We start from the raw sequence: 22,715 nt of genomic DNA, 5'->3' as shown, positions 1-22,715 counted from the left end.
TAACATTTTTTAACGGTAATTTATCCTTTTAATGGATGAAGAACTACTGTCGGTACCTGCTACCCTCCCCTCCTGATATAATAAAGAATTTTCTGTATTTACTTGTTTAATTAAAGATTTATTCGTACATTTGTATATGTCAATTCCAAAAGGCATACCAATCATACTCATTTTCTTATATGACTCATTTTTATTCTATTGCTGAACTCAGCGATCGTGTGGAAAAATATTTCCTGTCCGTGGCCGGCCAACCGGTACCCGAGGCAAAACCGCCGTCAAAATATATAAAAAAAACATCGCCACTGGCAATGTATACGCCAAAAACCGATAAACCCCAAGTGCCCCTGCTCACCGGTTTGGCCTTATTTCTCGGGTTTCCGAGCCTGGCTGATTTTGAGGCTTACGAGCAAACCGGGCTGTTCAAAAAAACCCTGCGGGAAGCCCGCCTGCGTATTGAATGTGAATATGAAAAAAAGTTGCACCAGCCTGCACCAACCGGGGCGATTTTTGCTTTGCGCTGCATGGGGTGGACAGAAAAGTCGTCGGCACGATCAGTAAAGGCTGCACCTTCAAAATTAAAGATAAGCGTTATCAATACCGGCCCTCAAATTGCCGGAACCGAAAAAGAGGTAGACATTTAATTTAAAGGGCATGACTACCTTGTTAACACCATTTCTGATAAAAAGCTTTTTCGATTAACGCCGGCCGTAATATGATTCATAACAGACAATACAATTTACGCCTAAAGATGATAATAAATTTTGTACTGCTATTTATAAAATTGCCCTTATACGCTTTTAAATCATCCAACATCGCTATTAAATGTTCAATCTATCCTAAATGTCAATAATGAAGGCCTCAATATTATTCGGGTGTAATTATTTTGCCGCTACTGATATCATTGTAAACCAGGGTGGTACAAGCTCGGGTAAAACCTATGCTATTTTACAGGCGCTTTTTTGCTTTGCAGCAAATAACCACAAACAAATAATAACCGTAGTTGGGCAAGACATACCTAACCTTAAATCGGGCGCGCTACGTGACGCCCACGCCATACATGATCAATCGGATATATTTAAAAGTTTAGTTAAAAGCTTTAATAAGACCGATCGAATATTCGAGTTTATTAACGGCAGCATGATAGAGTTTAAAAGCTACGCTAACGCGCAGGATGCAAAGAGCGGAAAGCGCGATTATTTGTTTGTAAATGAAGCTAACGGCATTGAATGGGATGTTTACACCGAGCTGGCGCTGCGTACCAAAAAGAAGGTGTATATCGACTATAACCCCAATACCGGTTTTTGGGTACACCAAAAACTGATTGGTAAACCTGGCGTACAACTGTTTATATCAGATCACCGGCACAACCCGTTTATTGAACCAGCCCTTCGCGCCAAGATTGAATCATTGAAAACGGAGGACCTGGAGCTATGGAAAGTATACGCACGCGGGGTTACCGGTAAAATAAGCGGGCTGGTATTTGATAACTGGCACATTTGCGAAACTATCCCTACAGATGCGACATTGATTGCGGCGGGGCTCGATTTCGGCTTTACCAACGATGAAACCGGCTGCCTGTTGGTTTATAAACAAAACGGGGAGCTTTGGGTAGATGAGATACTTTATCAAACCGGCCTTACCAATACGGATATATCGCAAAAGCTACCAGAGTCTGGTATAAGTAAAACAACGTCAATAATAGCCGACAGCGCCGAACCAAAATCTATTGAAGAGCTTAAACGTTTAGGCTGGCATATCACCGGCGCAAAAAAAGGCGCTGACAGTATAAAAAACTCTATAGACATTCTTAAACGGTATAAAATTAACGTTACCCGCAATAGTGTTAACCTGCGTAAAGAATTAGGCAGGTATAAATGGAAAACAGACAAAAGCGGGAATACCATAAACCAGCCTGTTGATACCTATAATCACCTGATAGACCCCTTACGCTATGTAGCGCTGAACAAATTGAATACCAAAGGTAACGGCAGCATAAAAACCAGACTGCCTGCGCCCGAACCGCCGAAAGCACGAACCATTGAAGGGCTGATAGGCCTTGCTTAAATACACCCATCCCTGTAACTCACATGCATTAATAGCTCCCCCTTCAGGGGGTTGGGGGGCTCCTTTTTTATGATAGAAAGAACACTTGCTACAACACATGGCCAATTGCCGGTTAAGATACCATCGCAATTAAATGAAGTTACCCTTGGGCAAATGATAGCCTTACAGGATAACCCTGAACTTGGTGACCTGGATGCCATTAGTATATTATCGGGCATACCTGTTACCGACCTGCAATCGGTACGTAACGCAAATGATTTTATACAATTCGCGGATGCTGTACTCTCTTTATCGCACCAAATAAAACATTTGTACAACAGCGATGATATACCCCAAAAAATAACTTTAATGGTGGGTGATAAGCCAGTTATTGTAAAGGTTGTAAACAACCTTTCGGTTGAACCGGCAGGGGCATTTATGGCTGCGCGGGATGTTATTGCCGACGAGATAACCGAACATATTAAAATATACGGCGAAGATAACTGGAAAGAGTATTTTAATCCCTCGCTTACTGCTTGCTGCAAAATATTGGCCTTTTACTTTTATTGCCTAGCCACAGGAAATGTATATGATGAATATGCCGCGGCGGCATTTACCGAAACCATAAAAAACATACGGGTAACGGAGGCACTGCCCATAGCAAAACATTTTTTTATGAGCTATCCCAACTTATCGAAGCCGAGAACAGGCTTCTGGCATCGGCTGCTACGGCTTTAGAAAAAAGGGCGGGCATACACGCCTTCGAAAAGTTCAGGTACATCAACACCATAAACTCGTTGGCGGGAGGCGACATCACCAAGTGGAGCCTGGTGCTGGCCATGCCTTACGAGCGCGTGCTTACCAAACTGCTGCTTAACAAAACCGAAGCTGAATACCAGAAACGTTATAGCGAGATGATGTAAAGCCAGTAGGCAGTTAACTGTTGGCAGTTGGCAGTTTCCGATAACTAATCTCTAATCAACCAATCACTATTCTCTAACAAATGCGTAATCAAATACAAGCCGTAACACAAAGCCTTACCGCTAATCCGTCATTCTTATATGGTACCGAAAAAGAGTTGAACACCCTGGCAGATGATGCTGCCTTTCCGTGTGTATTTATGTATCCCATGCAACCCATTTTGGTATCGCCGCAGGTAAATGGTTCGGTAGATAATACTTTTACCGTTTACCTGGAATTTTTGTACAAAACAGAATTCGGGCAGTTTACCGCGGAGAACGAAACCTATATACAGCAAGCCCTGCAAATGGCCAACGAGTTTATAGTAAAGGCGGCCAAATATCGCGATGGCAACGGCCGTTATTTTCGCATTAAAGCGGGCGAAAAAGCAAAGTGCCTGCCGGTTTACAACAAGTTTGACGTGAACACCACGGGTGTAGGCCTCACCATAACCCTTAATACCATGTATTACAACGCCTATTAAGTCTGCCTTTTTTAAGCCTTTAATTTTAACCATCACCAAAATGAATTTGATAGCCAATATCGAAACCTATAACCTGCCGTCAGTAATATTGGATAGTAACAATAGCAGGTCGCAGCAGGCCCGTGTATCTATAGCCATTTACGACCCTGTAACCGGAAACCCTACAAATGGCAACAACTGTAAGGTTACCTACAAATTAACCGACGAGTTTAACAATACATCAACCCTAAGCGCGTTTGTTCCCGGTTTAAGCGTGGTGATCTACGAAGGAGAAGTTGGACGCGTTATTTTTGACAGGCCCTACCATGTGGTTTCCTCCGCTGCAAAAAAATTTGAGATAGTTTCTATTACCGGCGGCGAGGTGCCCTTGCCCCCGCCCCCACCCGGCGATATCCAGATCATCAGCTTAGATATTAGCCCGGAAACATCTTCAGGAGCTCACAACGGCCAAGTTACGATAAATGCAAGTGCTACCTACTTACCCTTGGGTTATGCAATTGATGGGATCACTTCGCAGGCCTCGCCAATATTTACCGGCCTTGCGGGCGGGACGCATACAATTGTTATAACAGATGCAAACGGACAAACATCAAGCAAAACGTTTTATATACCTACGGTTAACAACCTACTTGTTTCAGATCCGTCGGTTACATTGCCGGGCGGTAATATATCCCGCTGGAACGCTGCTTTCAACCCGGTTGTATTCACCTATCAGCGTAAGGACTTTTACGTTACCGACTTGCAATTGCACACTATAAACGGTAAAACACGTGTAGTTATCAGTGATGATGCATCGGCTGTTACAGCAGGGGATTTGATCTATATAGAAACGCCCGCCTGCACAGGCACATTTAAGGTTACCGAAAAATACGCCAATAATATACTGGTTATTGATACACCCTTTACAGCGGGCAGCACGGGCTTTATCAACATAAACCGTTTAAGGCCATATTATAAAATACTTACCCGTGTTACTTTTTTTGACAAACTAACAGGGACGGAGAGCAGCATCATATCCACCAACCGCCCCAATAATAAAGGCATAACAAAGGCAGATATTTCGAACTTTTTACAAAGCCTATTGCGCGCTAAGGACGCAAGTGATTATACCCAAAGTAATTACAGGGACGATAACCTGAGCGCCAGCTATAAAATAGCCTACGCCGAAGAATGGGAAGGCCATACACCGGTGTTTAATTTTATCGACCACCCTTACTATGTGGTATATGCAGCCAAACAATTAGGCGAGCGTTATGGCGGCAACCTGGCGGCTTACGTACCTTTTAGCACGGCACCTAATGGTGCGGATAAAGCCCGATGGATAACCGATTTTGCCGAACCGGCCTACAGTAATAACTACCCTTTTGATATCAGCTTTATTTACAGTGAAGACATGGTAGGCCGCGACTTGTACGGTGAGTTTACCCTGTTGGATATTAACCGTAACCCATTGCCAGGTGGCCCGCAAATACAGCACCTGCTTAACGATGACGGCTCGTGGCTGCTTACCGAGGACGGCAGCAAATTTGTAATTGCCGATCAAAACCAGCTGATAGTACAGCTGCCCGAACAGCTCGGCCTTAATCGCTTGCTTATCCCGGGTCCGTTTGCTGAAGATGTTTATTACCTGGACGTAGCCCTTAAGTATGATGATTCTGACGATGTTACGCACACTGTTACCCAAAAGCAAACCATACGGGTTGACGACGCGATTGACGACCAATCGGTTTACCTGCGGTGGATCGGCCTAAGCGGGAGCTGGAATTACTACCGGTTTATTTACAACCAGGAAGTAAGCCTCGACGTGCAAAATGCTGTGATCATTAAAAACTACGTAAGCGACTGGGAACACCAGGACAGCATTGAAGAAGTAATAAGTAAAACCGCCGGCCAAAAGGTAAAGGTAGTGGCCGAGGACCTTTCTGTCGCCGATATTAAAGGTTTACAGTCCATCAAGTACTCGCCTAAGGTGCAAATGCTGGTAAACAAAAACCCGGTTAAATGGCAAACCATTGTCATCAACACAGCAACTTACAGCGAGTACGAAACCCGCAATGGCCAGGCGCCATTCAGCGTTACGTTTAACATGCCGGCCATTAATATACAGGTGCAGTAATGCCTGTTGTAATGTTGAATTTAAAGTATTAAAAGTTATCAAACTTTACTTATCAACACATAAACAACAAACCTTTTGATACCCGTTAGCCAGCGGGTCATTTACTTAAACTCAGCACTTGCAAAGTATGTGAGCCGTCTGTATTATTGTTCTTTATGGTAAGCGTTATCTCACTGTCAGACAGTTTGGTTACAGTAAAAGTGTTATGATTTACAAGGAAGAACATGGGCTTAACGGTCAATACAGAATTTTCAAGGGTATAATTGAAGCTAACCAGATTCGCGTAAATTGGGTCAGCGGGGTGTTGCATTCCAGTGCCATTATCATAAAAAGTAAAATGGGTACTTGGGTCCGCGGGATCATACTTTGTATCCGATGATACCTGTTCCGCGCCATTAACAACCGTAGCAACTTTATATGCTGTTGCATGCCATTCGCCTTCAATTGAAGCGGCAACATTCTTACTTTCCTTTTTGCAGGCTGTTAAGCCTGCTGTAAATAGGGTTAGCAATAAAAGAACTTTAAATTTCATGTAATGAGGCGTTTAATGGTTAAGTAACCAAACATATTAATTTTTCTATTATCATTTTTTAAATAAATGAACCAACTCCAACTATACATAAACGACGAACTTGTTGACCTGGCCGACGATAGCCCCGTTGCGCTCACCTTCCAGATAAATAACCTGGCCGAGGTAAAAAACCAGCAAGGAAATACCAGCAACCAGTTTAAGCTGCCGCTTACGCAGCGCAACCGGCAAATATTAGGTTTTCCGGATGATGTGGCTTTTACCACTTCTCTCCCGTACGATAACTACCAGGCCAGGATCATTCAGGACGGGCTGGAAATTGTACCCGCCGGGCTGGCCGTTTTAAACAGCGTTGATAACGATACCGCGGCCATCACAGTACTAAGCGGCAACGTTGATTTTTTTGACGCACTGGATGTAAAGATCTATGACATGGGCGATAGCACTACCACCACAGGTGCACGCAAAGCCTTTGAGCAATACATGCACACGTGGAAGGTAGCCAGCGTTGTTAATTCGCAAACGAACACCGATGGCTGGATATGGCCTGTGGTTGATTATGGGCTTATCCCCGCCGATTTTGTAAACAACCCGCAAATAGATGTGCGCTACATGCGGCCGGGTTTCTTCCTGAAAACCGCTATCGATAAGTTTGTTGCCCTGGCCGGGTACAAGGTTAACCCCGATTCGTTTTTACTGAAGCAGCCCATGTACGAAAAGCTGATCGTGCAGTTTGCAGGTGATAGCTTTGAGCATGGTACCGATTATCAGAAGTCGCCGGATGAGCAGGGGGTACTGGCTACGCTGGGTCGTAATTTTCAGGCATCGCATCCCAACACCCACAAGGCAACAGGTATAATCCCCTTTGTAAATGTGGTGAATAATAAGAATGGCAACTACAACCCATCCACGGGCGTCTATACGGCTACATCTGTTGTTAAAGTTAATATGACCTTAAAAATACCCTCGTTTTATTTTCATGGTCGCCTTTCAAGTGATTACAAATCCAATGTGGAGATCAGGCTATTTTTCCATGACCCTATAAATGGCGATACAGATTTAACAGCAACACAATTCGACTTGACAGATGCTATTCTTGACCAACCGATCAACTATGCTAATATCACCGGCTCAAAAAAAACTACCGAGTTGGTTACCCTCTCTGCCCCTGCCGAACTTGTCCCGGGTTGCCAGTTAATGGTTGTTTATGTGTTTCAGGGATACACCGGCTCTGATTTCAGCATGCCGGCAAATTGCGAATTATCCATCACTGCCGATAATCACGATGTGCTGTACGGCCAACAAGTGCAGTGCGAGCGCATCTTCCCCGATATCACCCAAAAAGATCTGCTGAAAGATACCCTGCAGCGTTTCGGCATTATCTGCCAAACCGATAACACCAACCGCATGGTAACCTTTTCATCCTTCAGGGATATTGTAGAAAACATACCCAGGGCGCTCAACTGGACCGGCAAATGCCTGGACCAGGGTAAAACTGTTACCTTCCAGTTAGGTAATTATGCGCAGATAAATAATTTGCTGTATAAAGAGGACGAGGGCATTTTTCCGCAAAAGTTTGGCAACAGTCAAATTAAAATTGCCGATAAAACCCTGCCCCTGAACGCCGATTTATTTGAGAGCCAGTTTGCCGCCACCCTTAACCGCCCCTACCTTAACGGCAGCATAGCGCAGATACTAAAGGTTGACACCAGGGATGACCCTGAAACGATTGATTTTAGTATAAGCACCCAGCCGCGTATACTGATCAATGAACATTACGACCTGAAACAATACAGTAAACAAATTACCTTTACCGATGGTGCCGTAACCCGGGTGTATAACGATGTGATATCCGTACCATACTTTTATAAAAGCGGCGGCACACACAGCCTGCAATGGGAAGACCTGCGACTTAAATACTACCCCGAACTGGAGAAAATACTGCAGCAAACCAAAAAAGTTGAACGCTATTTTATGCTTACCCCGCGTGATATCCTGGAGCTTGACCTGCTCATCCCCATTTACCTGGAGCAGGACAGCGCATACTATTACATTAACAAGATAGACAGCTGGCGCAAAGGCCAGCCGGTGAAGGTGGAGTTGGTGAAATTGGGGTAAAGGATGCTGTTAAGCAGCTAATAATTTAAAAAAAATGTTTTTGAATTGTTAAAAACTATCAATACATTTACCAATAAAATTAGCAAAACCTTATTATTACCAAAACCTTATTATGAAAAAGTATTACTTTTTGGTGCTTCCATTTTTCTTGAGTGCTTGTACACAGAAAACAAATTCAAAATACACCTACACTGCAATGCCCAAAAATGAGTTGGAGTTTATTAAAGAATTAAACCTAATAGACTCTGCTTTTCAGCGACAAAACAATGAGATCACTAAAAAGGAGTTTCTTGAAAAGGGAAAGAAAGATGTATCCAACTATGTTTTAAACCATCTGAAGATTGATAATTGGGTAGCAATAGTAAATGAGATTGAAGTTGGAGAAACTGATTTAGCTAAGTATATAAAAGTTGAGCTAATGGTACCTAATGCTAATTGGCGTGAAGACAAATACCCCGAATTTAATTCCTTAATACTTGTAAATACTATTTTGGATAAAGATAGTAAAATTAAAGATCAGTTAAGAGCCATAAAAAAAGGTGACGAGGTTCTAATTTCTGGAAATATTGTTAAAAGTTTATCCGATGGCATAAATGTAATAACGCATAGCCCTTCTGGTGACGAAGAGTCTACTTTTAGCAACCTGGAACTATCTGTTGATTTAACTGACATTAAAGGGACACATTGAAAATAAACGTATTAACCAATTTGTAATAAACCGCATTGCGGCTTATATTTTCCATTAAATTATGCCAATAGGCATTTAATACATAATAATATATCAGATCAAAAATTACTGTTGATATTAATATCAACGCCGACAGTTTAAATCAAATCCCTCAATACAAAGCAGCCTTTGGACTATTATTTACCCACCCAGCGTACTATTCTATGTAATAAAAAATCACTATATCTCCTGCAAGTGTCCGATATATAACATTTAAAATATCTTTTTGCTGAATGTTATTCTCGTTAACAAAATTTGCAAGTTTCTCTTCTTTCGACCAACCTGAAAACTCTTTAAATATTAATTTTCTCATAACTTTTTTATTTATCAATAATAATAAATGACATGGCAGACGACGACAAAATTTCTATTAATATTAGCATTGACGTCAAAACAATGTTAACAAATACATAAATTCATTTAATGCTTTGCGAAGTGCTGTCAATAGCCTATCTCAGCTTTTAAATTCATTTTCAGGTAACATAAACACTTTGAATAAGAATTTGTCCCCCCACTGGTCGAAGTTTGCAACTTCGTCCTAAAACCGGGCAATAGTTTTCTTTGCAACCTATCTAAAAATGCTGTTGTCTTATTGATGTTTCCCTTTTTTCCAAATATCACTAACCATAAGGTCAATATTCCATGGAAGGTCTTGGTCATAAAAGGTTGCAAAATCTATCTTCCCTTTATTATTAAAGTGAGTAACTGCGCCAGATACTATTATGGTGTCGCCCTTGTTCAAGTCTTTAATAAGTGTTAATTGCTTTTTTAGCGGCGCGCCTTTGGGCAACTTTGGAATAGTATAGGTGAAGTTAACCCTGTTATCAATAGCGATAGTGTCAACAGAATTGTCAACTTTTATAGGGGAAACCACTTTCAAGTTATAAATGGGATTTTCATCCCACCCAAATATTTGACTTATAGTGTTTGCATCAGACCTATTATCATTAACTTCATCAACAATAAACTCCCAGTTTTTAAATTCTTTGAGGGTATCTTTTGCATACTTATTAAAATCTTCTATATGTGCATCCTTTTTTATTGAGTTTGAAGTGATACTATAATCAGATTCGGCACGAACCTTATTTAAAAAATAGATCTGATCTTTCGGACGCAAATCAGAGTCAGCTTTAGTATCCTGGGTCTGAACATTTTTATTTGCGTTTATGGCTTTTTCTTTAGTTTGATTTTGGCATCCAAATAGTGTGATACTTAATACAACAGCTAAAAGTGGTTTAATACATCTCATCTGATAAGGTTTATTTCTTTTAAAAATGCTAATATAATTGGCATATACCTAATCATACTAAAACTAATATTCCAAATAACATAATTAACATATAATATGAATACAGATTCACAAAATATTGGTATTACTAACGATGATATTGAGAGAGCCAAAAAATATAAAGAAGCGCTCGATAATTTAAAGAGTTCGGTGATTGGCCTTAACATAAGCTACCGGAATTTGCCGATAGTTTAAAGGCACATCTGGAGATTAACAACTACGTTAAATAGTTTGATAGCTTACGCAGCTCAATAAATAGCTTATCACACCTACAACTTCATTTTCAAGTTATGCATAATACCATAGTGTCGGCCCACCTAATGCTTCGGTAATAATTAAAATATCTTCTCTTTTAATATTAAACTCCTTAACAAATTCTATCAGATCTTGTCGGATACGAAAAGCTTTTACGTTTAATTCTTTCATAATTTTTTCTTTAAATATTAATATGGCCAATGATAATAAAATTTCTGTCGATGTTACCGTATCTGGTGATGGACAGAAACAAATAGATACTACGTTAAATCATTTTGATAGCTTACGTAACCCGATAAGTGGGCTATCGCAGCTATTTAAAGCCAATTAAATGCCATTTGGCACAAATTTCAACATCTGATACTAAAGAACAGTTAGATAAAGATTACTATTCTTTGGTATAGTAAAAGAGGCTAAAATCACCGTTCCCGGTTTTACATACAATTTGAAGTATATCTTCCTGTTTGATATTATTTTCGTTAATAAAATCTGCAAGTTTCTCATCCTTCGAAATTCCACCAAAAGTTTTAAATCTCAATTTTCTCATATTCTTCTTTTAAATAAAACAATTATACTAACATGGCGAACGATAACAAAATGTCAGTTGATGTGATAATCAACGATGACGGGCAAAAACAAATAGACAAATACACTCATTCTTTTGATTCTTTCCGTAATTCAGTTAATAACTTGTCACAACCACTGAATTCATTTTCAAACAATCTAAACGCACTTGATAAAAATTTATCCAAATACACAGATTCATTAAGTAAACTTAATAGTCAAAATAAGGAGGCCACAACTATTGGTGAAGATATAGATGAAAAATTCACTAAGACCTTAAACGTTTTCTCAACTGGGATAGGCATTCTTAAAGCATTTAAAATAGAATTAAAAGCATTAGCTGTAAGCTTAACAGGGGCCTTGCTATTATTACCGCTTTCCTTCCCGAAATATTAAACTTTGCCAAAGCATTATTTACCGGTAAAGACTCCTTAAACGCAACGGTTTTAAACTTTAAAAATCAATTTTTAAAAATGCCAAAACCAAATCTCGCATAATCAAAAACTTATTTGCTTTTACTAAATCGCATCTTTATATTTACCAATAAAATTAGCAAAAACTAAATTATGGTATTAAATAATCTATTGTGATGAATAACTCTAAAAATTCTAAGCTCCTTTTAAGATCGGTATATATCTCTCTTATTGTTTTGGCAATAGGGTTGCTTATCTATCTTAATTTCCAAAGGCTTTACGCCGTTTATATTTATACATTTAAAACAGAAGGATTTGAACGGGGAGATAAAGTGTATGCCTCAAATGCCTCAATAGGCTCAAAAAATAAAGAAACCGCAATTGCGGCCTTGCGAATGATAAGGCCCATGACAGAAGAAGAAGTCAAGGATATTATTATGATGTCGCCGGATCAACGTATGCTTTTTTTAAAAGTTGCCCGAAACCCAAATTCAAAGCCATATCTAACATACCTTATGTCGTATTTTGATACCAAGGAAATTTTAAAAAGCAAAGTTACAGTTCTTGGAGAATATCAAGCTGCCTTGATAACACGTTTAAAGCCGCTTAACCAGGATAAATTATATTATGCTACATTTTATGCACTTAAGCCTAATAAAAAGATTTATCGCTTCGAATTTAGCAACACTGAACTACCTGATGGTTACACTTTAGCTGATAGCCTGGTGTATGTAGATCCATTTTTTGCAAGCAATAAAATAACGTCTATTAAATAAGAAGCACTTGCTTTTTACTTAATAATTATGCCAAATAGAATATAAATCATAAATACATGTCAGATCAAAAAATCAATGTTGATATTAATATCAACGCCGACAGTTTAAATCAAATCCCGCAATACAAAGCTGCCTTTGATAGTTTAAAATCTTCAATAGATAATGTTAATAAGGAAATAATAAAATACAATAATCAAAATAGGGAAAGTGTAACTTGGGGCACAAAAATTAAAGGGGTAGTTAAAGAATTATACGAAACTTACGATACCTGTAAAAAGGTTATCAAAACGGCAAGCGACGTATTTAAAAGCTGGACAAATGTTGCCTCAGTAGCTTTTACCCTCATAACAACATACGGTCCGCAGGTGCTTGACTTTTTAAGCGATATGTTTCAATCAGATAAAACGAAAGAAGCCGCTGAAGCATTAAGAACTTACAAAGATGTAATGGCCTCGTATATAACCAACGTATCTGATGAAATATCCCAATTAGGGATGTTGGTTAATATTGCCAATAGTGATACACTATCTAAAGAAAACAAATTAGAGGCCGTTAAACAACTGAATAACCTTTCACCTCAATACTTAAACAACCTGACACTTGAAAACATCAAAACAAAGGAAGGAATTGGTTTATTAAATGAGTATACGGCTTCTTTAAATAGAAAGGCAATGGAAGAAGCAATCCAATCTCAAAGAGTTGATTTAGTGAAACAGCGACTGACATTAAAACCCGAATATGATGAAAAGAAGCGATTAGTAGAAGATTTCAGAACGGGAAAGAGAAAAAGCAAAGAACCTTTCAAACAATTAGGTTATAGCACAGGAGCCGGCTATGTTGAAGGAAGCGAAGGTTATATTGATGTGCGAAAGCCCGCAGAAAAAGCCTTTACAGAAGTTGCCAAAAAAGATGCAGACATTCTGAAAAAGATAAGTTTACTTGATAAAACTTTATCTGAGTCCCTCGTAAGATATGCACCAAAACCTGATTTGAATAAGGCTCGCGATAAATCATATTGGGAAATACAGTTAGCCAATCAACAAAAAGAACTTGATAAATTGGATGCAGGTTCTAAAGATTTTGAAGCTAAAGCAAAACCTATTATCAAACGAATAAATGAAACTAAGAAAACCTTAAACATGTATTCTGTTAACGAGATTAAAATATCCGTTCCGTCAAAACGCAACGAACCTAAATCGCCCAAACCGGATGCGCCCAGTGGCGAACAACTAATGGCTGCACATGCCAAAACGTTAACGGAAACTATTCAGTCCGATAAAAAAGCTTACGACCAGGAAATGGCCTTGCTGGATAAGCAAATCAATAAGAAACTTATTAACCAGGCCGAATACAATAAAAAAAGCCGCGAACTGCAGGAACAATATCATCAGTCTATAGGCAAGATGACCAATGAGTTTATCAAACGGGACATGCAGGCTACTTTGGAACATTCAAAACAAGTAGCAGAAGCTGAAAGCCGGAAAAAGGGTATTGAACAGGACGAGAAAAATGTAAAAAAAGCCATACTACCATGGAAACAGTTTGAGGCCGAGAAAAAGCTGATAGAGGATAAATTTGCTTTCGAGATTTTCCAGGCCCAGGGTAACGAAGAAAAAATAAAAGAAATAAAGGAAAAAAGCCAACAGGCCCAAACGGAGTTAGCTCAAAAGTACGAGCAGCAGCGCAAGGATTTTGCCCTGAACACTGCCCAGCAGGTGGCAGATAAAGCTTTCTCTATCATTGGTAACAACATCAAATCCGCAAGCGATGCCAAAATAAAGGGGCTGGAAAAAGACAAGGCCGGCGAGCTAAGCAATAAAAACCTCACCGAAACGCAGCGCAAAGCCATTGAGGATAAATACCAAAAAAAAGAGGCCCAGGAAAAGGTAAAGGCATTCAAGGCTGAGCAGCGCATGTCGGTACTGCAGGCAGTAGTGAACGGCGCGCTGGCGGTTACCAAGGCAACCGCGCAAACGGGCGTGTTGGCGCCATTTGTTATCCCCGGCATTATAGCCTCAACCGCTTTGCAGATAGCCACCATTGTAGCCCAAAAACCACCGGCGTTTGCCAAAGGCGGCCGGTTCGTATCTGATGGTCGTGGTGCGTTGCTGCCCGGTTATAGCCGTACCGATAACACCAACGCCTACCTGCGCAGCGGCGAGGCGGTGGTAGTGTCGGAAGCGATGCGTAACCCCTGGGCTCGTAATTTGGTAAGCGCTATAAACGTGGCGCATGGCGGCAGGGATTTTTCGGTACCTAACACCGGCCGCGGCTATGCCATAGGCGGCATATTTACCGACGGCGGCAACGCCAACCGCTACTATAGCCAACCTGTTAACGATGTAAAAGAGCTGGCCAACACCATGGCCTACCAGATGATCAATAACTTCCCCCCTATTTATGTGGATGTGAAAGACGTTAACAACCAGCAGAATATACTGGCCCAAACGGTTAACAGGGTGAATTTGTAGACGAAGCCCCCTAACCCCCTGAAGGGGGAACAAAATTTTAAAAATATGAGCGAAACTAATAAAACTACCTCTCAAAAACTCCCCCTTCAGGGGGCTGGGGGGCTAAATATCCAAACAGCAAACACACTTTTCGACGAGGGGATCTTCTCGGCTATGTATAAGGCCGGGTTTATCACCACTAAAGTATTCACCTACCGCGAAATTTACCTGTGGGTAAACGCCCAAGTACAAACCCGCGGCATCAGCAAAAACCAGGCGGTGTTGGAGGCCGAAGTAAAGTTTGAAAAAGACGAGCGTACCATTTGGCGGGCATTGAATTGCTTTTCGGAGTAAGAGAGTGCGGCGATTAGGGTGCCTGTTGCGAAAATGTTAAGTACTGACAAAGTACTGTCACCATTGCAATCAATAATAGTCCCGATATTTGTATAGTTCGGTCGTCACAAATTTTGTCAGTTTGAGCCTGTCGAAGACTTAGCAAAGCGACTAATGGTTCGGCAAGCTCACCATGACAAGAACTACTGACAAAGTACTGTCACCACTTCAATCAATTATAGTCCCGATATTTGTATAGTTCGGTTCATCACATTTGTCAGTCTGAGCCTGTCGAAGACTTAGTAAAGCGACTAATGGTTCGGCAAGCTCACCATGACAAGAACTACTGACAAAGTAATGTCACCATCGCAATCGATAATAGTGCCGATATTTGTATAGTTCTAACGCCAGGTCATGCTGAACTTGTTTCAGCAGCTCTCTTGAAAAAGTTAACGTCGTACGGATTACTCGTACTATGAGATCCCGAAACAAGTTCGGGATGACGATAAAAAACACCACTGACAAACTACTGTGACCAAAACAAAAAACAATTATCCCGACCTTTGAATATGCCAACCGGCATTTAAAACCAATCGGGCTTCATACTGCTTCTAATGATCTTCCGGACGTTCGGACATCCCGACTTCCCGCGACTAAAAACAAAACATGAAAATATACTTATACGATACCGAAACGGATTGCATTGGCTCGGGTAGCCTGTCGTCCGCCTATGTAAAATCACAATTAGATGCTGCTGCCGGCGCCGATGTAGCGGTGCACATCAGTTCGGTAGGTGGTTCGGCCTTTGATGCCATAGCCATTTACGATCTGCTGAAAAAGTACCCCGGTAATGTCACCACCTACATAGATGCCCTGGCGGCGTCGGCAGCGTCGGTAGTAGCCATGGCGGGCAGCAAAATTGTGATGAGCAAATATGCCCTGCTGATGATACACAAACCAATGGTAGGCAGCGGCGGTAATGCCGATGAGCTTTTAAAAGATGTGCAGATGTTAAATGTAGTGCAATCGCGCCTGGCGCAGATCTACATGGACAGATCCGGGTTGGACGGGGTTACCGTTAATAGTTTGATCAACTCCGTCACCTGGATGACTGCCGACCAGGCGCTTAATATGGGTTTTGTAGATAGCATTGAAGATTACAGCGAAACCATCATCAACAGCGCACTAATCAAAAAATACACTGATACGGCACCGGCAGTTTACCAGCGCTGCATCAACAAGATCTTAACAAACAAAAGCAATATGAACATGGACAACAGAGAACTTATTGAACGCACCACCACCGTTCTGGATAAGATCATGAACTTTTTTAAGCGGGTGGTAAACAAACAAACCATCACAGACAAAGGCACTCTGCACCACGCCGGTGACATGACCGAAGGAACCGAGGTTTACCAGGACGAGGAGTTAAGCGAACCCGCAGTTACCGACACCTACACCACCCCCGAAGGCAAGCAGCTGGCCATAAAAGAAGGCAAGGTGCAAACGGTAAGCCCCGCCCCTGACGGCCAGGACGATGATGAGCAAGAAGAAGCGCCTGCATCAAAATTTAAGCTAACCAAAAAGCCTGGCGAAGTACAAAATAAACTACAGGAAATAAAAGCCCGCCTGCATGCTCAAAACGCATTGCTTAATGAGGCGAAGGCTGCCCTTGAAGATGCGCAAACCCGCCTCAACAAAACCCGCGAAGAAGTGAAGAACGAAATAAAAAGCGACTTCACCCCCGAAGGATCTAAACGCAGTAGCAAAGCAAAAACCGAAACCCAACCCTTTTTTGCCCCGCAAAGCACGCTGGCCCAAAACGCGGTGAAAAGAGCGGTGGGGAAATAACAGTAGCGAGTATTTAGTATCAAGTATCGGGATAAACCTCATTCCAAAATACTTGATACATGATACTTACTACTTGATACTAACTAAAAATACTAAAATCAACAAATGGCTCAATTTACATTTACAAACAACACCTATGCCGGCGAAGCGCTGGCAGGATTTATGGCAAGCACGCTGCTGGAGGCCGACTCCGTAAAGCGAGGGCTGCTAACCGTTATTAACGACGTAAAACAACGCAAGATCATCCTGGATGTGGACGACGACGTGGTATTGCAAGATCCATCGGGCATATTTGCCGATCAGGGCACCACGGCCCAGCAAACCGAAAGCTACCTTGACCCTGTTGTGTACGAATTTATGAAACAGGAACAATGGGACAAACTGGTACAATCATGGGAGAGCCAGCAGCTAAAACCCGGCGCGTTCCTTGATTACGAAGGCGTGGTAGACCTTAGCGACTTTATGGTGCAGCGTTACTTAACCAAAATACAAATAGCTAACGAGCGCTTGTACTGGCTGGGTAAGGGTTCTACCAAAGAAGCGGCCTTTACAGCACCTTTCACCGGTTTATTACCATCTATCGCGGCAGCAAGCGGTGTCTACAAAGTAGGCCTGGGCAAATCAGAAACCTCTATGGCAGCTACGGCAATCAGCGCATCCGGCGTAGTAACCGTAAGCAGTACCGCAGCCTTAAGGGATGGCGATGTGGTAACCATAACCGCGGTAACCGGCACAAGTAAAGATACTACCAACGGCGGAAGCGGTGTGGATGTTCAGGGCCAATCGTACTTTATACAGGTTATCAGTTCAACTACCTTTAAACTGGTACGTAACTACAACGAGGTAAATACCCGCAAGGCAGCAACTTTCAGCGGCACATCTACTGCGGCCACCGTTAGCTACATCAACGCGAGCAACGTGTTAGGTGTATTAACCGGCATCTACGCACAACTTGATCCGGCAGACCGCAGTCAGGAAGATTTTAACCTGCAAATACCTTTACACGTTGGCTATGCCTATGCGCAGGCACAGGCAGATAAAGCGGTGAACGTGTTAAACGCCTTTACCGATCCTAAAAAGATGGACTACCTGGGTGTACCACTACAACTGATGAACCACTGGCAGGCCAACACCATCTTAGGCGCGCGCTCGTCAAACCTGTTCCTTGGAGTGGACCTTTTGGGGGATGCTTCAGAACTGTCTACCGTTTACATGAAGCCTTATACCAACGATAACGTGGTGCGCATGAAGGCCCGGATGAAAGCGGCTGTAAACTTCAAATTTGCAAACGAGCTGTTCTACTTATCAGCTTAACTGCTGTGAATGGTGATTGGTTGATTATGTGAATAGGTAATACGCTTCATTATCAGCCATACAACCAATCAATTAAATCAACTACTTAACTTAATCAACTAATAATGTCAATTTACAATAAAATAAATGCAGGGTTTAGCCTGGGCACAAACGGGCCAATTACTTCGGGCATCGAAGATGTAGTGTACATATTTAACCAGGATGATATGGTGCTTACCTATGATGTGGCAAACCCGCTTATCATCACAGACCTTACCCCTGTTGCTACCGCCAAGGTTTACAAATTTGAAGGCACCAACAACAGTTTTAATACCATGAGCAAACTGGCTAAAACCCAGGTTGGCCCCCGCTATACCGAGGAGATAGATTTTAATATCGCCGGCTTGTCTACCGATGTTAAAGCCCAGTTAATGGCAATGGGTTATGGCCGCGTAAGAGCCATAGCGGTGAATAACTATAAGGACAGCGACTCGGCCGTAGAATTGTTTGGCGCGGTGAACGGCCTAATTGTTACCGAAGCAGAACGCAACGCAGCCGACGAAACTTTAGACGGCGGCTACAAAATCAAATTAACCAATCCGGATAAGTTGAAAGAACCATACCCTCCCCGTGCTGTATCTATCGCTCCCGAAAGCGGAGCAGCTACCTACGCCAGCACAATTGCAGCGCTTGAGGCATTGGTTGCGGTTTAAGTTTAGCTGATGGTTCACTGGTCATAGCATTTGATCGTGAACCATATAACCCACTGTGACCTATGAATCAAGAACTAAACTCATGAAAAAATATATTCTTAAACCCGGCACGCACCAGTTTGCCCCCGGCTCACCGGCAGTACATTGCAATAACAACTTGACCGATAAGGAAGCTGAATGGTATTTGCAGCGATACCCTCATATAGCAAAGCTGTTTACCCCCCAGCCCCCTGGAGGGGGAGTTTTCGAAATAAAGGAGGAAAAACCTAAAATGAAAAGACGTAGAATAAAAAGAGCTGGAGTTTCGGCTCCCTGTTCAGGGGGTGAGGGGAGCTTATGAAAACCTACTTACCACAAATTGAACGGCGTATACTGGTAAGGCCCAATCAAACCTTCGGCATACTCAACTACGATATGGATAATGCCTATCCGCAGCGTATGCTGGAGTTGGTTGGCCAATCCCCTACCGCCAAAGATTGCTGGAACAAGCGGGCAAAGTTTATTGCCGGCAACGGTTTTGAAGAAGCACCCGTCGGTAAGCAGATCATCAATGGGAAGGGACTAACGGTAGCTAAGCTATTAAAAGCTATCGCAACCGACAAGGCGCTATTTCGAGGGTTCGGCATTCATGTAAATTACAATGCAAATTTCAAAATAGCATCTGTTAACTACGTGAAGTTCGAGGACATCCGCATGGGTGATACCGATAATGCAGAAACTGCTGATAAGTTTGCGATCTATAACGATTGGGGGCGCAAGACCTGGAAAAACATCATGCGCAGCAAGATAATTTTCCTGGACGCGTATAATGCCAATGAAACGGTGATTGCACAGCAAGTTAACGCTGCCGGTGGCTGGGACAAATATAAAGGTCAGTTATATTATTTTAACCCCGAGGTTTGCGATTACCCGCTGATAGAAGCCGACTCGGTATGGGAGGATTTTGAAACCGAAGCCGGTATCAAGATCTTCAACAACCGCGAAGTAACTACCGGCTTTTTACCATCTACCATGCTGTTTATGCAATCGCGCCGCGAGGAAGCTGATAACAGTGCAGATAACGGCAATTCAAATACACCTTCGCAACTAGAAAAAGATCTGGGCACGTTCCAGGGTGCGAAAAGCGCGCAAAAAATAATTGTGATAGAGTATGAGGACGAAAACGCAAAACCCGAGTTTCAACCTTACGCTATCCAAAACAATGATAAGCTTTTTGAAACTACCGAACGATCTGTAGAAGCGCGGATCATTAAAGGCTTTTCGGTTCCAAAGGAACTGGTTAATGCCGAAAAAGCATCGGGCCTTAGTAACGGTGGCGAAAAAAAAGAAGCTATCCGCGAGTTTAACGACAACACTGCTCCCGACAGGCAGGAACTGAGCGAAGTATTTGAAGAATTGTTCAGCCATTTCTGCAGCAATATCAACCCAACTGCTAACTGGAATATTACCCCGGTACCCGCTAATGTGGCTGATGATATGATCGGCATAAGAGCGGGTGCAAACATTAACCAGCTTTTACAAGCTGCCATTCCCGCCAAAAGCAAAATAGCCGCCCTTGTATATGCTTATGGCTTTAAACAGGACGAAGCAGAGGCGATGTGCATCTAACATGCCGGCCGGCAAATTATTCACGATTATCAAAATATTAAACCTACCCGCCGGCTGGCGGAGATTGGAGGACTATGTTATGTTAAATTTAATTACCCCCGAAGCCTTGCAGCGTTATGCAGATATTGCTGCAAACATAAAACCGGAACGTATAAAAGTATTTATACAAAAAGCCCAGGAGCTGGACTTGAAGCCTTTTTTAGGCTACATCTTATATTATGATCTGATCAAGAACCTTGATACCGACGGCCTGTTAAAGGACGACGCCCCGCAACATTATAAAGACCTTGTGAATGGCTGCGAATATCTGGACGATAATGGTTACATTGTTTTATACCAGGGGCTGCTCCCGGTACTCTCCTATTTTGCTTTTGCCCGCTTTATTGAGGCAGACAGCGTACACTACACTGCAACCGGTCCCGTAACTAAACGTTACGATAATGCCGATGCTTTGCCTGCAAAAGATATTATAAAACTGGTACAGCAACAACGGAGCACGGCCAATGCCTATGCTAACGAAACCGAACGCTTCCTGTTAGATCATAGAGAAGATTTTCCGGTATGGCATTATAACCAGAAAAATAAAAGCAGCAGACAGGCCGGTCCGCGCATTCGCTCCGTTGACATCACAGATTTCAACTTTCCGGCTGACAACTTTAGTACGAATCAACTACTAACCGAATTTTTAAACTGATGGCGATAGATAAAAAATTAAGTGATCTGCCGCTTATAAGCACTATCACAGCGGCTGATAAATCTATACTTATACAAAACAACGCCGATTATCAGTTCAGCTTTAATAGTCTCCTTGAGTTTATCAATTCGGGATTAAACACAGGTGCGACTGTTTCATTTGGTATTTCCTTACCTCAAAATACCATCGGCAAAAACGGCGACCTGTTTATCAATACCGCCAATGGTACGTTCGCGCAAAAAACATCCGGTGCCTGGTTAGTAAAATATACCCTGCCATCGGCAGATGCCGCGAAAGATGGAACCGTTTTGTATGGATCGGGCGCGCCGGGCACAGGCATCGGCGTTAATAATGATACCTATATCGATACAAATACAGGCATCTTTTATCGTAAAGCATTAGGTGCGTGGTCGCAGGTATTTTCTATGCAAAACGGGCCGCAAGGGCCGCAAGGCGAAAAAGGCGACGCAGGAACTGCGGGGCCGGCGGGCAAAACAGTTTTAAATGGCACATCTAATCCATCAAACTCGCTTACCGGCAATGACGGGGATTTTTACCTCAATACAAGCACATATATACTGTTTGGGCCTAAAACAGGAGGCATGTGGGGCACCGGCACATCATTAATTGGCTTACAGGGCGAGGTAGGAGATACAGGCCCGGAAGGTGAAAAAGGAGATCCGGGCCACGGTATACCTACAGGTGGTGCCACGGGGCAAATATTAGGAAAGATTGACGATGATGATTATAACACCGGCTGGCTGGAAAACTCTTTCTCTAATTTGGCTGGCCAGCCAGAGGACAATGCTGCGCTCGGCGACGCATTGGGCACTAAGGTGGATAAGTTAACAGGCTATGGTTTAAGCCAGGAAAATTATACCACAGCTGAAAAAGGCAAACTTGCAGCGTTATCTCAGCATTTTAAAGGTAATTACACCACCCTTTCGGAACTTTCAACCGCTAACCCTGCCGGAGAATCAGGGGATTATGCTTTTGTGGATGCCGGGATAGGCAACGAAGCCAAAATGTACATCTGGGACGGCGACGACAATGTTTGGCTGCTTAGCTCCGGCGGAGGCAGTTCTCCTGATGCAACCGAAACCTTACCCGGAATAGTCGAACTTGCTACCATCGCAGAAGCCCTGGCACGTACCGACGACCAGCGGGCAATGACTGCCTTGAAGACAATAACGTTGATACTCGACGAGAAAAAGAAGGTAAGTTACCAGATCAATCCGTATGGATTAAATGAGGTTTCGGTGTTGATGGAAAATGGGGGGCAGGTAAACAGCATCCTTATTTCGGGCGCTACATCCCCCAAACTGAAAATTGGCACCGCAGGTTCTTACCCTGCCGGTTCGCAAACATTTCCATTTGCCTATGCTGCAAATGATAGGGTTTTTATAACATATAATTACAGCGACTTGGGTAACGCGAGCTGTAATATCAAACTTAAATGTCAGGATAATTAACGGCCTAGCCCTCCTGAACGCTTTTTAA

General features: G+C 42.4%; 23 protein-coding genes. 19 read left to right on the top strand and 4 right to left on the bottom strand.

Annotation, left to right across the window (positions count from 1 at the left end; all coding sequences use genetic code 11):
• Nucleotides 1–179 precede the first annotated feature (179 nt).
• From GWR56_RS11255 to GWR56_RS11235, 6 genes are all read left to right on the top strand, one after another.
• Complete coding sequence (locus GWR56_RS11255; protein WP_162431338.1) at nucleotides 180–641, top strand: terminase small subunit; 462 nt, start codon at nucleotides 180–182, stop codon at nucleotides 639–641.
• A gap of 208 nt (nucleotides 642–849) precedes the next feature.
• On the top strand, nucleotides 850–2,064 hold the full coding sequence (locus tag GWR56_RS11250) for a PBSX family phage terminase large subunit (protein ID WP_162431337.1): 1,215 nt from the start codon (nucleotides 850–852) through the stop codon (nucleotides 2,062–2,064).
• Nucleotides 2,065–2,133: 69 nt separating this feature from the next.
• Nucleotides 2,134–2,781 carry a hypothetical protein gene (locus tag GWR56_RS11245; protein ID WP_162431336.1) on the top strand — a complete coding sequence of 216 codons (648 nt, stop codon included), beginning with the start codon at nucleotides 2,134–2,136 and terminating at the stop codon, nucleotides 2,779–2,781.
• A gap of 59 nt (nucleotides 2,782–2,840) precedes the next feature.
• On the top strand, nucleotides 2,841–2,966 hold the full coding sequence (locus GWR56_RS20700) for a hypothetical protein (RefSeq protein WP_255456696.1): 126 nt from the start codon (nucleotides 2,841–2,843) through the stop codon (nucleotides 2,964–2,966).
• 80 nt (nucleotides 2,967–3,046) lie between these two features.
• Nucleotides 3,047–3,487, top strand: a complete 441-nt coding sequence (locus tag GWR56_RS11240; RefSeq protein ID WP_162431335.1) for a hypothetical protein — start codon at nucleotides 3,047–3,049, stop codon at nucleotides 3,485–3,487.
• A gap of 40 nt (nucleotides 3,488–3,527) precedes the next feature.
• On the top strand, nucleotides 3,528–5,603 hold the full coding sequence (locus tag GWR56_RS11235; protein ID WP_162431334.1) for a hypothetical protein: 2,076 nt from the start codon (nucleotides 3,528–3,530) through the stop codon (nucleotides 5,601–5,603).
• 97 nt (nucleotides 5,604–5,700) lie between these two features.
• Here the strand turns inward: GWR56_RS11235 and GWR56_RS11230 are convergent, their stop codons facing one another.
• Nucleotides 5,701–6,135 (bottom strand): hypothetical protein, encoded by a 435-nt coding sequence (locus tag GWR56_RS11230; protein WP_162431333.1) that lies wholly within the window; start codon nucleotides 6,133–6,135, stop codon nucleotides 5,701–5,703.
• Between the two features lie 66 nt (nucleotides 6,136–6,201).
• Here GWR56_RS11230 and GWR56_RS11225 point away from each other — a divergent pair, with 66 nt between their 5' ends.
• Entirely contained in the window at nucleotides 6,202–8,250 is a 2,049-nt protein-coding gene (locus tag GWR56_RS11225) for a hypothetical protein (RefSeq protein WP_162431332.1), read from the top strand.
• Nucleotides 8,251–8,362: 112 nt separating this feature from the next.
• Nucleotides 8,363–8,938: a hypothetical protein gene (locus GWR56_RS11220; protein ID WP_162431331.1), complete on the top strand. Its 576-nt coding sequence runs from the start codon at nucleotides 8,363–8,365 to the stop codon at nucleotides 8,936–8,938.
• Between the two features lie 196 nt (nucleotides 8,939–9,134).
• Here GWR56_RS11220 and GWR56_RS11215 read toward each other — a convergent pair whose 3' ends face one another.
• Nucleotides 9,135–9,290 carry a hypothetical protein gene (locus GWR56_RS11215; protein ID WP_162431330.1) on the bottom strand — a complete coding sequence of 52 codons (156 nt, stop codon included), beginning with the start codon at nucleotides 9,288–9,290 and terminating at the stop codon, nucleotides 9,135–9,137.
• A gap of 276 nt (nucleotides 9,291–9,566) precedes the next feature.
• Nucleotides 9,567–10,226, bottom strand: a complete 660-nt coding sequence (locus GWR56_RS11210; protein WP_162431329.1) for a hypothetical protein — start codon at nucleotides 10,224–10,226, stop codon at nucleotides 9,567–9,569.
• Between the two features lie 96 nt (nucleotides 10,227–10,322).
• On the opposite strand from GWR56_RS11210, the gene GWR56_RS11205 reads away from it, so the two are divergent.
• Nucleotides 10,323–10,460, top strand: a complete 138-nt coding sequence (locus GWR56_RS11205) for a hypothetical protein (RefSeq protein WP_162431328.1) — start codon at nucleotides 10,323–10,325, stop codon at nucleotides 10,458–10,460.
• A gap of 93 nt (nucleotides 10,461–10,553) precedes the next feature.
• Here GWR56_RS11205 and GWR56_RS11200 read toward each other — a convergent pair whose 3' ends face one another.
• Complete coding sequence (locus GWR56_RS11200) at nucleotides 10,554–10,691, bottom strand: hypothetical protein (protein WP_162431327.1); 138 nt, start codon at nucleotides 10,689–10,691, stop codon at nucleotides 10,554–10,556.
• A gap of 408 nt (nucleotides 10,692–11,099) precedes the next feature.
• On the opposite strand from GWR56_RS11200, the gene GWR56_RS11195 reads away from it, so the two are divergent.
• The 10 genes from GWR56_RS11195 (at nucleotide 11,100) to GWR56_RS11150 (ending at nucleotide 22,687) form a co-directional block, all read left to right on the top strand.
• Complete coding sequence (locus tag GWR56_RS11195; protein WP_162431326.1) at nucleotides 11,100–11,480, top strand: hypothetical protein; 381 nt, start codon at nucleotides 11,100–11,102, stop codon at nucleotides 11,478–11,480.
• A 193-nt stretch (nucleotides 11,481–11,673) separates the two neighbouring features.
• Nucleotides 11,674–12,273 carry a hypothetical protein gene (locus GWR56_RS11190; protein WP_162431325.1) on the top strand — a complete coding sequence of 200 codons (600 nt, stop codon included), beginning with the start codon at nucleotides 11,674–11,676 and terminating at the stop codon, nucleotides 12,271–12,273.
• Between the two features lie 56 nt (nucleotides 12,274–12,329).
• On the top strand, nucleotides 12,330–14,744 hold the full coding sequence (locus GWR56_RS11185) for a hypothetical protein (RefSeq protein ID WP_162431324.1): 2,415 nt from the start codon (nucleotides 12,330–12,332) through the stop codon (nucleotides 14,742–14,744).
• Between the two features lie 45 nt (nucleotides 14,745–14,789).
• Nucleotides 14,790–15,077 (top strand): hypothetical protein, encoded by a 288-nt coding sequence (locus tag GWR56_RS11180; RefSeq protein ID WP_162431323.1) that lies wholly within the window; start codon nucleotides 14,790–14,792, stop codon nucleotides 15,075–15,077.
• 645 nt (nucleotides 15,078–15,722) lie between these two features.
• Entirely contained in the window at nucleotides 15,723–16,907 is a 1,185-nt protein-coding gene (locus tag GWR56_RS11175) for a head maturation protease, ClpP-related (protein ID WP_162431322.1), read from the top strand.
• Nucleotides 16,908–17,012: 105 nt separating this feature from the next.
• Nucleotides 17,013–18,221 (top strand): hypothetical protein, encoded by a 1,209-nt coding sequence (locus tag GWR56_RS11170; RefSeq protein WP_162431321.1) that lies wholly within the window; start codon nucleotides 17,013–17,015, stop codon nucleotides 18,219–18,221.
• A 104-nt stretch (nucleotides 18,222–18,325) separates the two neighbouring features.
• Nucleotides 18,326–18,913: a hypothetical protein gene (locus GWR56_RS11165; RefSeq protein WP_162431320.1), complete on the top strand. Its 588-nt coding sequence runs from the start codon at nucleotides 18,326–18,328 to the stop codon at nucleotides 18,911–18,913.
• Between the two features lie 336 nt (nucleotides 18,914–19,249).
• A complete protein-coding gene (locus GWR56_RS11160) occupies nucleotides 19,250–20,521 on the top strand; it encodes a hypothetical protein (protein WP_162431319.1) in 1,272 nt (423 codons plus the stop codon).
• A 79-nt stretch (nucleotides 20,522–20,600) separates the two neighbouring features.
• On the top strand, nucleotides 20,601–21,215 hold the full coding sequence (locus GWR56_RS11155) for a hypothetical protein (RefSeq protein WP_162431318.1): 615 nt from the start codon (nucleotides 20,601–20,603) through the stop codon (nucleotides 21,213–21,215).
• Nucleotides 21,215–22,687 (top strand): hypothetical protein, encoded by a 1,473-nt coding sequence (locus GWR56_RS11150; protein WP_162431317.1) that lies wholly within the window; start codon nucleotides 21,215–21,217, stop codon nucleotides 22,685–22,687. Before GWR56_RS11155 ends, GWR56_RS11150 begins: the two co-directional genes overlap by 1 nt.
• Nucleotides 22,688–22,715: the final 28 nt, after the last annotated feature.

This window comes from Mucilaginibacter sp. 14171R-50 (assembly GCF_010093045.1).
GTDB lineage: Bacteria > Bacteroidota > Bacteroidia > Sphingobacteriales > Sphingobacteriaceae > Mucilaginibacter.
The sequence above is the reverse complement of the archived record's forward strand: the minus strand, read 5'-3'. Positions and strand labels throughout refer to the sequence as shown.